Annotated in this window: 11 protein-coding genes; 2 read left to right on the top strand and 9 right to left on the bottom strand. The window is 35.6% G+C overall.

All coding sequences use genetic code 11. From position 1 onward, the window contains the following. Positions 1–7: 7 nt before the first annotated feature. Positions 8–2290 carry a multicopper oxidase domain-containing protein gene (locus F0460_RS11755; protein WP_150013462.1) on the top strand — a complete coding sequence of 761 codons (2283 nt, stop codon included), beginning with the start codon at positions 8–10 and terminating at the stop codon, positions 2288–2290. Positions 2291–2727: 437 nt separating this feature from the next. On the opposite strand, the gene F0460_RS11750 is transcribed toward F0460_RS11755, so the two are convergent. The 3 genes from F0460_RS11750 to F0460_RS11740 all read right to left on the bottom strand — a co-directional run bounded on the left by F0460_RS11750 (position 2728) and on the right by F0460_RS11740 (position 5311). Further along, the gene (locus F0460_RS11750) at positions 2728–3648 is read right to left on the bottom strand and encodes a hypothetical protein (RefSeq protein ID WP_223810809.1); all 921 of its coding nucleotides are present in this window, start codon (positions 3646–3648) and stop codon (positions 2728–2730) included. Positions 3649–4160: 512 nt separating this feature from the next. Then, entirely contained in the window at positions 4161–4424 is a 264-nt protein-coding gene (locus tag F0460_RS11745) for a hypothetical protein (RefSeq protein ID WP_150013458.1), read from the bottom strand. Positions 4425–4735: 311 nt separating this feature from the next. Next, on the bottom strand, positions 4736–5311 hold the full coding sequence (locus tag F0460_RS11740; protein WP_150013456.1) for a hypothetical protein: 576 nt from the start codon (positions 5309–5311) through the stop codon (positions 4736–4738). Positions 5312–5569: 258 nt separating this feature from the next. Here F0460_RS11740 and F0460_RS11735 point away from each other — a divergent pair, with 258 nt between their 5' ends. Beyond that, positions 5570–7342: a helix-turn-helix domain-containing protein gene (locus tag F0460_RS11735; RefSeq protein ID WP_190304147.1), complete on the top strand. Its 1773-nt coding sequence runs from the start codon at positions 5570–5572 to the stop codon at positions 7340–7342. A 777-nt stretch (positions 7343–8119) separates the two neighbouring features. On the opposite strand, the gene F0460_RS11730 is transcribed toward F0460_RS11735, so the two are convergent. The 6 genes from F0460_RS11730 to F0460_RS11710 all read right to left on the bottom strand — a co-directional run bounded on the left by F0460_RS11730 (position 8120) and on the right by F0460_RS11710 (position 13839). Further along, positions 8120–9016, bottom strand: coding sequence for a helix-turn-helix domain-containing protein (locus tag F0460_RS11730; RefSeq protein ID WP_150013452.1), 897 nt, complete (start codon positions 9014–9016; stop codon positions 8120–8122). A gap of 266 nt (positions 9017–9282) precedes the next feature. Then, positions 9283–10290, bottom strand: coding sequence for an aldo/keto reductase (locus F0460_RS11725; protein WP_150013450.1), 1008 nt, complete (start codon positions 10288–10290; stop codon positions 9283–9285). Positions 10291–10378: 88 nt separating this feature from the next. Beyond that, positions 10379–11131: a helix-turn-helix domain-containing protein gene (locus F0460_RS11720; RefSeq protein ID WP_317132149.1), complete on the bottom strand. Its 753-nt coding sequence runs from the start codon at positions 11129–11131 to the stop codon at positions 10379–10381. After that, on the bottom strand, positions 11115–11291 hold the full coding sequence (locus tag F0460_RS16400; protein WP_317132148.1) for a hypothetical protein: 177 nt from the start codon (positions 11289–11291) through the stop codon (positions 11115–11117). Before F0460_RS16400 ends, F0460_RS11720 begins: the two co-directional genes overlap by 17 nt. Positions 11292–11336: 45 nt before the next feature. Continuing rightward, positions 11337–12176, bottom strand: coding sequence for an SDR family NAD(P)-dependent oxidoreductase (locus F0460_RS11715; RefSeq protein WP_150013448.1), 840 nt, complete (start codon positions 12174–12176; stop codon positions 11337–11339). Between the two features lie 802 nt (positions 12177–12978). Then, positions 12979–13839, bottom strand: coding sequence for an alpha/beta hydrolase (locus F0460_RS11710; protein ID WP_150013446.1), 861 nt, complete (start codon positions 13837–13839; stop codon positions 12979–12981). Positions 13840–15580 lie beyond the last annotated feature (1741 nt).

Below are 15580 nucleotides of genomic sequence, written 5' to 3'. Positions count from 1 at the left end.
TGGTATCATGAAAGCACATTTTAGAATTCAGCATTGGTTTTATGCGGTAATTGCGTTTGTTTTTTCTGTTAATCTGCACGCGCAAAAACGGGTGGAATATGATTTGTTCGTTCGCGACACCATTGTTAATTTTTCGGGAAAACAAAAACGGGCAATTTCGGTAAATGGTCAAATCCCAATGCCTACATTGGTTTTTACCGAAGGTGATACGGCGGTTATTCGCGTTCACAACCAATTAAAAGAAAGCACTTCGTTGCATTGGCACGGACTGTGGCTTCCTAATAAAGAAGACGGCGTTCCTTTACTTACGCAAATGCATATTCAGCCGGGAACAACTTATACGTATTCGTTTCCAATTATTCAAAACGGTACACATTGGTATCACAGTCATTCCGGATATCAGGAACAAATCGGCATGTACGGATCTATGATTTTAAAAAAACGGGAAAGTGATGTGGCTTTTAGAAAAGGGATTGATGATTTGCCTGCGGTACCGGTTATGTTGAGTGAATGGACCGATTTAAAACCAGGAAACGTTCAACGAATGTTACATAATGCAAATGACTGGTTTGCAATTAAAAAAGGATCAACGCAAAGTTATGCAGAAGCAGTCCGGGCCGGACATTTTAAAACAAAACTCACAAACGAATGGAAACGCATGCTGGCAATGGATGTGAGCGATGTTTATTATGAAAGGTTTTTAATAAATGCATTTTCCGAAAGTCAGCTAAAACAATTTAAGGCAGGCGATAAAGTCCGGTTGAGAATCTCAAACGGTGGCGCTTCAACTTATTTTTGGCTGCGTTATGCCGGCGGAAAAATAACAGTGGTGGCAAACGATGGAAACGATGTCGAACCTGTTACTGTAGATCGTTTGATTATCGGTGTTTCCGAAACCTATGATGTGGTGGTGACAATTCCCGAAAAAGGAATTTCGTATGAATTTCAGGCAACTTCAGAAGACAGAACTTCTTCAGCTTCTCTCTTTATTGGTGAGGGCAGAAAACAATTGATCGAACCGCTTCCCAAGTTGAAATATTTTGAAGGAATGAAGATGATGAACGATATGATGAATTCAGACGGAACAATGAACGATATGGGCATGAAAATGAGTTTGCAGCAAATGGATATGAATACTGTAATGTATCCTGAAATTACGGGCGAAACCAAAAACAAAATCTCAAAAAAATCGGAAGTTTCTAAAGAAGAAGATCAGAAAATGGGACATTCGGAAAGCAGTGGAATCGATCATTCCTTACATGGAAATTCGTCGTCAAATATCACAACATTAAACTACGGAATGTTGAAATCAACCGAAAATACAGAACTTTCAACACATGCTTCTGTAAAAGAATTGCAATTCAAGTTAACCGGAAACATGAACCGGTATGTGTGGAGTATGGATGATAAGGTTATGTCCGAAACAGATAAAATTCCCGTTAAAAAAGGGCAGATTCTGCGTATAACGTTGTACAACAATTCAATGATGCGTCACCCCATGCATTTACATGGTTTCGATTTTCGGGTAATCAATAAAAACGGTGCGTATTCACCATTAAAAAATGTGTTGGATATCATGCCTATGGAAACAAATGTAATAGAATTTCAGGCGAATACAGAAGGCGACTGGTTTTTTCACTGCCATATTCTGTACCACATGATGGCGGGAATGAACCGTGTGTTCCAAGTCGGAAATTACACAAATCCCTCACTACCTAATAAAGAAAAAGCTTATAAAATGTTGCAGCACGAAAGTAATATGACGCATTTTATGGTCGAAAACGATTTTGCAACGAACGGGAACGACGGAATGTTAATGCTGCAAAATGCACGTTGGGCGCTAAATTCAGAGTGGGCTTTGGGATATAACGATAAGCATGGCTATGAAGTTGAAACTCATTTGGGTCGGTTTTTAGGCCGCAATCAATGGTTCCAGGTATTTGTAGGTTTTGATTGGCGTTACCGGAAAATGGGACATCACGAAGTTGAAAAAAATCTTTTTGGTAAAAAAAACACCAAAGATGAAAGAGCTTTATTAAGTACCGGCTTTGTTTATACCCTGCCTATGCTGGTTAATTTTCAGGCCGAAGTTTATCACGACGGAAATGTTAGATTGCAATTAATGCGCGAAGACATCCCTGTTTCAAAACGAATACGTGCCGGACTTATGGTAAATACCGATAGGGAATACATGGGCGAATTAAGCTATATTCTAAATCGGAATGTCAGTCTTAGAACACATTACGACAGTGATATGGGCTTTGGATTAGGTCTTAAATTGAATTATTAAAATAAAAGCGCTTTATGAAAATACGGCGCTTTTTTATTTGTAAAAGGTATTACAGCAAAAGATCGTGGCAAGAAGAAATTTTTGCTTCTTTTCATCTGAAATCGAAGACTTATTTTAAAATCGTCATTGTAGATTTTATTTACTAGAAATCAGATTGTTCTAATTGCCACAGAATTATGAAAATTTTTAAAACTCTGCAATTTTGCAGCAAATAAAAACCTGCAAGTCAATAAACTTACAGGTTCTTAAACTCATATACTCTCTAATTAACCGCCATTAAAAATACAAAATTTATATTTTACTTAATACCACTAATATTTCAGGAATGCCTTTTTAAATTAGCTAATAAAGTCATCGTTTTGTATTTCTTTCATTAATACAACAGTGTTAATTATCATAAATTTAAATTTTACACTTTTTTTTGATCAAATATCGGTTTAAGGTAATGCCAAGATGGCTGTTTCCACCTGTCCATAATTCGTTGTTGTTGTTAGTCCGCTCGATGGCACTGTATATGTACCTGTACTGGAAATAGGGGCAGAAATGATATGGTATACGTAGTTACCACTTTGTTCACCTACAAAAATAATATGACAGTCCAGACCTACTGGAACAAGTCCTGTGTGTTCTTCGAAAGTATTTGTAGCACTGTAAAACATATCAAACTGCGCAAGCATATTGTCTTCACCTTCTACAGCCAGATATACAGAAGAATTACTTTGATTAAAACCGGCAGGCGGTGTTACTTTAAGTTTTACCTTAGTTCCCGGCCAGCTCATAAGTCTGTCAATATTACACCAGCCAAAGCTACCAGAATCTTTTATAAGCACATCATAAACACCTGTTCCTCCTTTTCCTCCAAACACGGCACCGTCTACTGCAAACTCTAAATCATTGGTAGTTGCCCCGTTCCATGTTAGATCACCATTGGGGTCTATAGCACCATTCCAAAGTGCCATATTTATTGGATTGGCATTAGAGTTGTTGGTGTTAATATTTACTTTTATCGGTGTAGCAACATTAACTTGCTGACCGTTATATGTTATATCCAAGTAGAATTCTCCTCCCGTCACAAGGAAACCTTTTTGCCCTGTCGGCAAATTTGCAACGGTTGGTTTATTTGTTACAACCATTTTAGCTCTGTTAAAGATCTCAATATATTCAATCTTGATATTTCCGTTAATAGGTTTACCATCTTTTGTTGTGATAGAACCGGGAGGTATCACAATAGATCCTTTTGTTTTGGTAGTAAAGGTAATACCTCTTTGGTTACTGTAATATACAGTACCTCCCTGATTAATGTCAGTAAGTGCCGATTTTCTTAAGCTTTCCAAACCTGGTGAAGCTTTAGCAGACATCGTTGTGTTTTGTGTAGTTTGATTTTCTGTTTCATTAAATGCAGATTCTGAATCACAAGAAATGAATATAAACGTTGCTGTTAGCAAGGTGAAAATTAATTTTTTCATGTTAATTTGTTATAAAGTTTATAATAGTTACAGGTGGCTTACGCCACAGAGATGTTTGTATAAGCATAGACATTAGGAAGTCTATGGGTTTCTTATACAATACGCAGATAATAAATATACATTGTTAAAAGATCCATAAGTTGGATACGCGTTTTCGGTTTAAATTTACCGTACTCATCTAAATTATATTCCCAGAAATGATCCGGAGGTTCGTTGTATTATCTTTCTACAGTTATAATTACTGTAATTGTACGATCATAAAGTATATTTACCAATAGGTTAAATAACAATATGGTTTTAAAGCAAGCTGTATGTTTAAATAAAACCACACGTGTTAAACTAACAACGCACGTGTGGTTGGGGTAAGCAACATAAGATGTTTAATAATTTTTTTATTGTCTTCTCTATACACCCTTGCCGGGGGCAACAGTCTTTAAAGAATTGGTGTATTCTCTTAAATCACGCACCTTTTTCTCAAGTGTTTTAACAATATGCTCTAATAATATAATTTTCTCCGTAATTTCTTTTTTATCTGGCAGCACTGCTTTTTCAGAAATTTTAAAAGGTGCTGTCTGAGTTTTTGTGTTAAATCTATTAGCAGAAACCGATAAATGGTTATATATCTCCCTGTGTATTGTTTTTTCGTTTAATAAAAAATTTACCTGCATACTGATCAATTTTAGAATGAGCTCCAAAGAGAATTATTTAAAATATCAAACTAAATATAAAGGAAGGTCCTACGCTTTTTAAGAACCCTCACATAGAACTTTGTGTTATGTACGGGATCGGTAAATTATTGGCGATCTTTTCCTTCTTATAAACTTTTAATGAACAATATATTTTGTTCAACTGTTGTAATAATAATTACAATGTTAGGTTCTGTTTCGTAAACCGGTATTCCGGACCACCGGCCTCCGAAACAAAAAGTTAAATATTGTTATACGTTTTTGTGTTTAATTTACTAATCGTGTACTTTTTATTAATTCTTATATTGTACCAAATTTACTGTACCTGCATAAAGTATTGCCTGTGTAAGGTTATGCTGGGCACCGTACGCAAACGCAATAGTTCTATTATTTTTCCATTCATCGTCACCGTTCCCATCATTGTGTAAAGCATAAAGTGTCATAATTAAGTTTTGTTCGTCTGTATCGGTTATTAATGTCAGGTTACCTATAATAAAGGTTCCATTAAGTATTCCAACAATAGCAGCTTTTGTATTGGTTGAATACATAAGCTGGCTTACAAAAGTGGCGTCGGTATGTTCCAACGTACTTAAACGGGCAAAGTTAATAGCTTCGTAAGTACTGCCGTTTAGTACGGAATTATTTACATGCTGTTCAAACTCTAGCTGATTGTTGTAGTGCGACTGTGTTTTATTATACTCAAAGCTACTTACAACGCTTGTGTATAAGTCATAATCACTTAATGTACGATGATTATTTTCCAACTTCACGTCAGATGCCTTCTGGTTTTCAAAAATAGATTCATCGGCAGTTTCACATGAACTGCATAAAGCTGAAATTGCTACAGCCCATAAAAAAAAATGTCTCATTTGTTTTCGGATTTTTAATGGTGCTGCCCGGGTAGCATTTGTTGTTTAACAAATGTGGCTGATTTTCGCTAAAGTGATTGGCAAAAAAATAAGAAATAAAAAAAATGTACTTTTTTGCCATCAGGCAAAACGTTTTTTTTTGTATAATTTACCATTTTAATTTTTGTATGTTATTTATTTACAGATTATTGAGTAAGTTTTAAAAGTGATCTTTTTTTAGTATTTTTGTTATGACAAACCACATAAGAATTGATGATTTTGCCCAAAAAAATATTATTTGTTATTGTATTATGTACCATTTTTACCCTGCCTTCCATTATTTATGCGCAGTCAAAATTTGGTGCTTATGATAAATTGTGGCTCTTGATAGATTCCGATACCGTTGCTAAAGAAAAAAAACTGTTTTATTTAGACAGTTACATTGAAAAAGCGCACTCAGAAAAGAATAGTTACGAAGAATATCGTGCGCTAGAAAAAAAAACATATCTCTTACCCTTTAATCAGGCTGTAATATTACTGCATAAAATGAATCCGTTGGTTCAAAGTCTTAAAAACGATAGTTTACAAGGTCGTTTTTATAACCGCAGCACCACGTTGTACTATAAAAACAGACATTTTAAAGAAGCACTGGACTATGCCATCCAAGCAGAAAAATTTAATGAAAAAACCAACAATCATTATAATTTAAATGCTGCACGTATTACAATTGGTAATATTTATTTTCATACACAGCATTATGAAAAAGCAAAGCAATATTTTTTATTGGCAAAGAATTACTACAAAACTTCTCACAATTACAATCATGTTCAGGGGTATGTAAGCAGTTTATACAGCTTAGGTAAATGTTACTGGATATTAAATGAACCTGTGGCTCTTAAAAACGTTATTAATGAAAGCGAAAAAATGTTGCCTGGTCTAAAACCACAAGATAGAATAATGGAAGCAGCTTATATTAACTATATAAAAGGTGGTGGAGCCTTTCTTCAAAAAGATTACACTGTGGCAGAAGGTTATTTTGAAAGTGCTTTGAAAGAAATACAGAAAAATGAAGATATTACCAACATACATATGATATATCTATATTTGGGAAAAATAAGATGGGAACAAAACCAGAAAGAAAAAGCAATAACATACTTTACCAAAATAGATGAATTGTTTAAGGATAAGAAATTTTTAAATTACGAGTTGCGCGAGGCTTATGATTATCTACGTATGTATTATAAAGATAGCGGGCAGACAGAATTACAGCTGCAGGCTACGGAAAGCCTTATCGCATTAAACCAGCAGTTCGAGAAAGAACAGCAGTATCTTACTGATGTCCTGCATTACCAGCTCGAAACAAATGAGTTACAGGCAGAAAAGATTGCTTTACAGAAACAGTTGAAAAATAACAATAAAATTCCGGTGGTCTTATGGCTGGTTGTTTTTGGAAGTGCTTCTATAGTCGCAGGTGCTTTTTTTGTACGTAAACTTCAAAATAAAAAGGTACCCGCAGATTTTAATCCAAATAGCACGTTTTCTAAGAATGATACTGTAGTAAATGTCGGTGTAACCGAAGAAGATCTCACAGATAAGGCAGATTTACAAAACGATACAGATAAAAATAAGTATACTGTATCCGATCAAAAAGAGCAAGATAACTCTATAATATTAACTTCAACAGAGAAACGTTTAATGCGCGAATTTAAGCTGTTTGAAGCAAAAAAAGAGTTTAAAAAAACAATTACGCTAGAACAGTTAGCTGCACAGTTTGGTACCAACCGCACTACACTTTCAAACTTCCTAAACACTCATAAAGGTGGCTACAATAACTATTTAAGTAAATTACGGGTAGCAGCAGTAGTCGCAGATCTTAAAACCAGCAAAAGCCTCCGAAAAAAAACGCTTCAAGAGATTTCCTTTATTTACGGTTTCCCTAATGCAAAAGCATTTAGCAGTCAGTTTAAAACAGAAATGAATAATAGTCCGCTCGATTATATTAAACAGTTAAAACTCGAAAACGGACATTCTAAAAATACGATAGGTAATTAATTGAAAGATGTTGCTTGTTTAAAAACTTAATAAAACAAAGTATTTTATTCTTTTAACCTTCCAAATATTAAATGGCGTAATCTTAGGACATGTGTATTATTCACATTAGTATTCTTTATGCTAAGTAGGTACATCGGCTGAATTTATTTTATAAAGATTTGCAATTATCATGCGTCACAGCGGGCTTGGTTATTATCACCTCTTAAGAGATGATATCCAGCCTGTCGATATGTCTCCAATAGGTAACCTAAATATTTATTTAACTACAAATCCCGGTCATTGAGCCTGTCTACCTACAGTCAGCTCGAACGATAGTCGAGAACCAAAAAAAATAAATATCAAAAACAAATTATTATATATATCGAGAATCAAAGCTCCATTGGTATAAAATCGAACGTTAAATTGTTGAAACAAGTTTAAACTAATCGGGTAGCTTCGCTACTCTTTGATTAGTTAGCTTGGAAGACATTATTTAACCGATTTTAGACCGAGGCAAGAGCAAAAAAAAAAAGACTTTTGCTTCTTTTAGTCTATTAAAAGAAGAGAAAAACCGAAGCGTATCTGTTACTGATATAGAGATTGCAAAGCAAGATAGCTCTTGCACCACACAAATCCACGTCAGTTAGAGCGGTAGTCGAGAGCCCATTTTTAGGCTAACTGAATGTACACATTCAGAATCTGTGTGTATTTCTAAGTTTCAACGTAATTTTACGCACAACAAATCAAGTCATAATCTGTGAATCTGTGGTAAAAGCATCCAAACACCCCGCACCTATGCTAATTAAAAGACTGCCGAAATTCCACTGGCGACATACTCGTCTTCTTTTTAAAAAGCGTAGAAAATGACTGCGAATGCTCAAATCCCAGTTCATACGCAATTTCACTTACTGATAATTCAGTTGTAGAAAGTTTCTCTTTTGCCTTGCTGATGAGCTTTTCGTGGATATGTTGCTGTGTATTTTGTCCGGTATGAACGCGCAAAAGGTCACTCAGATAATTTGGAGAAAGATTCATCGCTTCGGCAATTTGATGAACGGTTAACAATCCTTTTTCAGAAGAATTTTTATCAAAATAATCATTCAAAAACGTTTCAAACTTCGTCAAAAGCTGATGATTTCCACTTTTTCTCGTGATAAATTGTCTCTCATAAAAACGCTTCGAATAATTCAGCAACAATTCAATCTGCGACAAAATAATTTCCTGAGTATGTTGGTCTATGTGCTGACATTCCTTATCAATTTTATTCAGAATTTCAAGCAAGTCATTTTCCTCATCTTCAGATAAATGTAACGCTTCATTTACAGCATAAGAGAAAAATCCGTAAGACGAAATCGTATTCGCCAAAGAATGTTTTAGTAGAAAATCTTCGTGAAAAATCAAAAGATAACCCGTATTTTCACAATCCATCGTTTTCAAATCGAGATATTGCACCTGATTTGGCGCCGTAAAACTCAAAACACCCTTGTCGTAATCATAATGTTGCTGTCCGTATTTTATTTTTCCGGTCGCATTCCGTTTCAGCGCAACGCAGTAATAACGGCTCACAAAACCCTTCCAGACATCATCTTCAATAAAAACACTTTCCGAAAGATTCACCACACTCACCATCGGATGTTTCGGTTCCGGAAGCGACAACAATCTGTGAAAAGCCGAAATAGATTTTATCGTGTTCATAATTTGAAATTCTAAATATTAAAGGTAATAATTATTATTTGGGCGCCTTTATCCGTCTTCCACTCCCGCTTTTTTGCTACACTTCGTTCCGCAAAAAGAGCTCCGTTCAAACCTAACGAAGTGATTCATCGATTCCAAATAAAAAATAGAGAGGTGAGATAAGCCGGCGCGCAATCGTATTCCGTTTTAAATAAACCTTCAAGGTTTCAAAAACCTTGAAGGTCTAAATATTTCTGAAGCTAAAATTCGTGTATTCGTGGCAAAAACTAATAATCCAAAAGTCCCATCCCAAATTCATCATAAGTCGCACCCGTATCCGTTCCCAAAGGTACAATACTTTCCAACTTTTGAATATCAGATTCGCTTAAAACGATATTACTTGCTTCGATATTCTGTTCAAGATAAGTTCTGCGTTTCGTCCCCGGAATGGGTAAAATTCCTTTGCTGATAATCCAAGCCAAAGCCAACTGAGAAGATGTGGTTTCTTTTTCTTTTGCCAAATTTTCAATCGCTTCCACCAATTCAATATTTTTATGGAAATGTTCTCCCTGAAAACGTGGAATTCCTCTTCTGAAATCATTTTCCGGCAAATCTTCAATTGTTTTGATATTTCCAGACAAAAATCCTCTTCCAAGTGGAGAATACGCTACAAAACCAATTCCCAATTCATTCAAAGTTTTGATTACGCCTTTCTCTTCAACGGTTCTCTCAAACAAAGAATATTCACTTTGAACTGCCGAAATCGGATGAACAGCGTGCGCTCTTTTCACGGTTTCCGAACCAACCTCCGACAAACCTATATACCCAATTTTCCCTTCTTTTACCAAATCGCTCATCGCTCCAACCGTTTCTTCAATCGGAACATTTTTATCGAGACGATGCATATAATAAAGGTCGATGTAATCGGTTTTCAGATTTTTCAACGAACGTTCAATCGATTTTTTTACATAATCCTTACTTCCGTTGATTTTCCAAGTGACCTGCTCATTGTCATCAATTTCCCAACCAAATTTTGTTGCAATAATGTAGTCGTTACGATTGCCTTCAATTGCTTTTGCAATCAATCGTTCATTCGCAAAAGGTCCGTACAAATCTGCAGTGTCGAGGAAGTTTCCACCCAATTCCAAAGAACGATGAATAGTTGCAATCGCTTCCTGCTCATCGGTTTTTCCATACATATCTGCATCGCCGAAGCCTGTCATTCCCATACATCCCAAACCGATATTCGGAACGATTAATCCCTGACTTCCTAATTTTACTTGATTCAATTTCATATCGTTAAATTTTATAGATACAAAATTCAGAAGAAATTAAAACTCTGATGTATGCAAAACGACGGATGTTGTATGAGAATTACTGATGTCAATTAAATGACTTCCGAAATTCCAAAGGCGAAAGATCCGTTTTAGCTTTAAACAATTTACTGAAAGACTGAGAATGCTCGAAACCCAATTCATAAGCGATTTCACTTACAGAAAGTTCTGTCGTAGAAAGTTTTTCTTTTGCTTTTTGAATTAACTTTTCGTGAATGTGTTGTTGCGTCGTTTGCCCAGTCAGAGATTTTAGCAAGCTTCCTAAATAATTGGTTGAAATATTTAGAGATTCGGCGACATAATTTGCAGTTGGCAAACCTTTGTTGATAACATCATTTTTGAAATAATCCTCCAAAATATTTTCTAATTTGTCTAAAACCTGATGATTACTCTTTTTTCTGGTAATGAATTGTCTTTGATAAAATCTTTCGCAGTAATTCAGAATAACCTCGATTTGAGAAATGATAATATTTTGAGTGAATTCATCAATTCCTGACTGATATTCTTTTTCAATTCCTTTGAAAAGACCGATTAAAGTTTCCTCTTCCTTCTCGGAAAGAAATAATGCTTCGTTCACATCATAACCGAAAAATTTGTAATTATTAATGGTTTTTGCCAAAGGCGTATTCCAAATGAAATCTGGATGAAAAGCCAAAAGGTATCCTGAAGGTTTTATGCCAGATTTATCGATAATCATCTTCACCAATTGTCTCGGCGCGATAAAACACATTAATCCCTCATCAAAATCATATTGACTCTGACCATAATGCAGTTTCCCTTGAATATCACGCTTGAAACCCATAAAATATAAATCCTGAATCCAGCTGATTTCCGATTCTTCGATTTGATATTCCCAAACTGTAATCTACCAGACTAATCAACGGATGTTGAGGTTTGGGCAATCCTGAAATCCTGTGGAATTCGGCAATCGTATCGACTGTATATAATTTTCTGTTGGTCATTATTTCAAAATTAGGCAACAGTTTGTGGCTGTTGCCTTTACAAAGTTAATAATCTGTAGATGTACTCAATGTTTTGAAATTAGAAATTTCATTTTGAAGTGCATTTAATTTATTTCCAGCAATCTGAAAAGCATCAGAGCCTAAAACCAAATGAACCGGAGGATTTTGCATTTCTGCCAATTCTATCAATGCAACCGACGCTTTTTCAGGACTTCCGGGTTGATTTCCATTGATGTCTTTTTCGTGCGCAACTTGAAGTTGTCTCGCCACAGTATATTCTTCGATTTCAGTTTTCGGTGTTCTGAGTGAACCGCCTGTTAAGAAATCAGTTCTGAAATATCCGGGATAAACAACGGTTGCGTTCACACCGAATTCTTTAACTTCCGCCGCCAAAGCTTCGGTAAAACCTACAACTGCAAATTTGGTGGCACAATAAATTCCCCAGCCTGCAAATTCACCCGTCAATCCTCCAATTGATGCGATATTAATGATGAAACCGCTTTTCTGCTCTCTTAAATAAGGCATTGTTTTTCTGATGATATTTAAAGAACCGAAAACATTGGTGTCAAAATTCTGACGGCTTTCGAGGTCTGAAATTTCTTCCAAAGTTCCCAATTGCCCGTAACCAGCATTATTTACAACCACATCAATATTTCCGAATTTTTCAATTGATTTTGAAACAGCTTCTGAAACTGAATTTTCATTCACCAAATCAACTTCCAACGGTAGAAAAGTTGAATTTTCTTCACTAATAGCGTTTTGAAGTTCAGTAATATTTCTCGAAGTTGCCGCCACCGAATAACCTTCTGCCAATAATTTTTTCACTAATGTTAAACCTAAACCTTTTGAAGCTCCTGTCACGAACCATACTTTTTTTGTACTCATTTTTTTGATTGTTTTTAATTGATTAATTATTTACAATGCAAAGTTGAGTAAGAATGAAATCCTATGTGTGACCGAATCAAAGATTGTTGTAGCCAAAACAAATATAGGTTAATAGTTAGGGGAGTATTTTGCGTATAAATTTAGTGCTGAATAATATGGAATGTACAACATTCAGAATCTGTTCATGTGTGGGAAATAGACAGTAGCCAAAATACCAGTTATAAAAACACATCAAACCAACCCAGGCGAATCAAAAGCGGTATTTAAATTTTCAGCAGCCTGTCCCGATCACACTATAGAGGAGTGTCGAATAACTCATGACAAGCCCCGCTATAGCGGAAGCGTTGGCTTATCAGGTGGCCGGTGAGCTTGTCTAACCGCGATGGGTTAGGCAACAAATAAGATTTCGACCGTTTAAAGTTTGACCGCAATAAGAAGATTTTTGTTTCTTTTGATCTCTGAAAATCGTCAGATTAAACTTCTTTCAGTCGCTCCGCTCGAGTCACGACTTCCAAGCGGTAAAATAATAGTTGGACGTAAAGTATGGAGAGACCGATGTATCTGTTGCCACAATGGAGATTGTGAAGCAAGATAGCTCTTGCACCACAAAGCCACGTCAGTTCAAGCGGTAGTCGAGAATCGAGACGCAGTTATCATGTTACATAATCTCCTCTGAAAATTACAAACACTATGAGTCAATCCACAAAAATCAAAAAGCGGTATTTAAGCTTTAAGCGGGTGTCAAAACGGTGTAGTTGTCGTTAAAACACATCGGGTCTCAGCAGCCGGTTGTCTGTATAGCTTATTTTGAATAGGCTGTTTTTGGGTATAGTTTTTTAAATGCGTTATAAACCGACTGATGAATTACGGTAGAATGAAGTTCCTCCGGCATATAGTCAAAAATCAGATTAATGCTCTTGTTGCTTTTCAGGTGCTGTTGTAACAGTACGCTTTCATTGTACATTTTTATATCTTCCTCTTTACTGGGAACTCCAAGGTATACATTTGCTTTTTTTGAAAGATTTTTATGTAATAGGTTTTCTGCATCAGTTAAAAGCAATCGGTCTCCCCACCATAAACTTGGACTTATAATAATATAGTCGTCAAACAAGTGTGGTCGCTTTAAAAGTATTTCTGTAGTCAGTAATCCGGCTAAAGATTCTCCAATTATTGTTTTTTTAGCCTCTGTTTTGTAGGTTTTGTTAATGTACGGCTGCAGTTCCTTTTCAATGAAATCCATATATTTATCAGAGCCTCCGTACTGCGTAAAACTTGATTTAGAAAAACCTTCTTTCTCAATAAAATCGATACTGCTAACTGCAAATGTAAAATCACGTTTTCTGGTATTTCCTTCAATGCCTACAACTATTGATCGCGGAAAACGCGCAATCCAGTCTTGCGTGTTAAACCTAACAATTCCTACAATATGCAGAAAGTCTTCTTCAATACCTCCGTCAAGAATATAGATTACAGGATATTTTACTGTGTCACTTTCATGGTAATTTTCAGGAAGATAAATGTTAATTATCCTATCCTCTTTCAATATTTTCGAATGTAAAACGTCAGATTTTCCTACAGTTAAAGATTTGCTGTTTTCCTGAGCTGCACAAAAGGCACTGATAAGAAGGGTAATTAATAATAATGATGTTTTGTATATATTCATTGAATGCTGATGTTTTTTTAGATTAGCCGAATATAGTGATGTTTTTATATTTCTCTTAGATTTATACTTAAGAAAAGTTTTATTTCTCAATTTCCCTATTTCCTAACACTTAACCGTCATTCCGGACTTGTTCCGGAATCTCCAACTGTAAAAACCAAATAGTTCAACCACTCCAAATCCCGTTCAATGAGTCTGTGGTCTGCAGTTTAAGCCCAGTCAAGAACCGGTTACCATGTCACAAATTCCTCATTTAAACTTAAAAACACTATGAGTCAATCCACCCGGATCAAAGCGTCATTGGTATCAAATCGACAGTTAAAATGTTGAAACAAGCGTAAACTAATCGGGTAGCTTTGCTACGTTTCGATTAGTTAGCTTGTAATACATTATTTAACCGATTTTAGACCGAGGCAAGACCAAAAAGAAAAGACTTTTGGTTCTTTTAGTCATAAACGAACAGAGAAACCGAAAAGTATTAACTACTAACAACTGAGATCTTAAAGCGAGATATTTCTATCACTTCAAACACCTGTCAGTTCGAGCGATAGTCGAGAACCAGTTATCATCTTGAACAATATCCCCTTAATCAAAAAACATAAGAATCAATCCACACGAATCAAAAGCGGTATGAACTTTTAAGGAGCCTGCCCCGAGTATCGGGAAGCGTCGAATAACGGCATGAAGCGCAAGCTTATCGGGGTGCAGAGCGCCGTTTCGATCATGTAGCTTCAAAAGTTCAATTAGATCGCTTAAAAGATCACCGCAACAAAAAGATTTTTGATACTTTTTATCTTTAAAAATCGTCAGATTAACTTCGTTCAGTGGCTCCGCTCGAGTCACGGCTTCCAAGCTAGTAAAATAATACCTAGACTTAAAGTATGGAGAAACCGAAATGCATCTACAACTATCAATGGAGATCTCAAAGCCAAATATTTCACCACTGCCAATCAACGTCAGTTCAAGCGGTAGTCAAGAACTATTAATCACGACGCATAATATCTCAGTGAAAATGAAAACACAATAAATACAACCCGCACGAATCAAAAGCGGTATTTAAGCTTTAATCGGGTGTCAAAACGGTGCAGTTGTCGTTAAAACACATCGGGTCGCATAGCGATCGTTCCGATGGGTTAGACACCAAACAAGATTTTGACCGTTTAAAGCTTGACCGCAATAAGAAGATTTTTGTTTCTTTTAATCTCTTAAAAGAATACAATAAACTTAATACATCTATCACTAACAAAGGAGATCTCAAAGCCAAATATTTCTACCACCCCAACGTCACGTTAGTTCAAGCCCAGTCGAGAACCAATACATCCAAACTAAAAATAGCAGTTTGCTTTCACCCCTTGCTTGACAAGGGGATGCACAACAGAAAGACAGCCTGCATAAATTACTTCAATTAAATACATAATGTAAACAACTGAATATAGAACATTCAGAATCTGTGTATATTTCTAATGCTATCATCGTAATTTTACGCACAACAAATCAAGTCATAATCTGTAAATCTGTGGAGAAAAATCAAGCAAAACAAAAGTTATCAAGCTTAAATCGGCGGCATCTCAACAATTAAACAAATTAACAATTAATCAAAATTGTGCCTTTCCTCATTCAATGTAAATCGTCAGCAAAAAGTAGACATTTTATAAAAGAAACTAAAGGAGTGTTTTCATAAAAAAATGTAACTTTAATTATGGCAACACCAAAAAAGAAATCAGCAGAGAATTTTGTAAAGGAC

It is taken from the genome of Paenimyroides baculatum (genome assembly GCF_008629655.1).
Classification (GTDB): Bacteria; Bacteroidota; Bacteroidia; order Flavobacteriales; family Flavobacteriaceae; genus Flavobacterium; species Flavobacterium baculatum.
The sequence above is the reverse complement of the archived record's forward strand: the minus strand, read 5'-3'. Positions and strand labels throughout refer to the sequence as shown.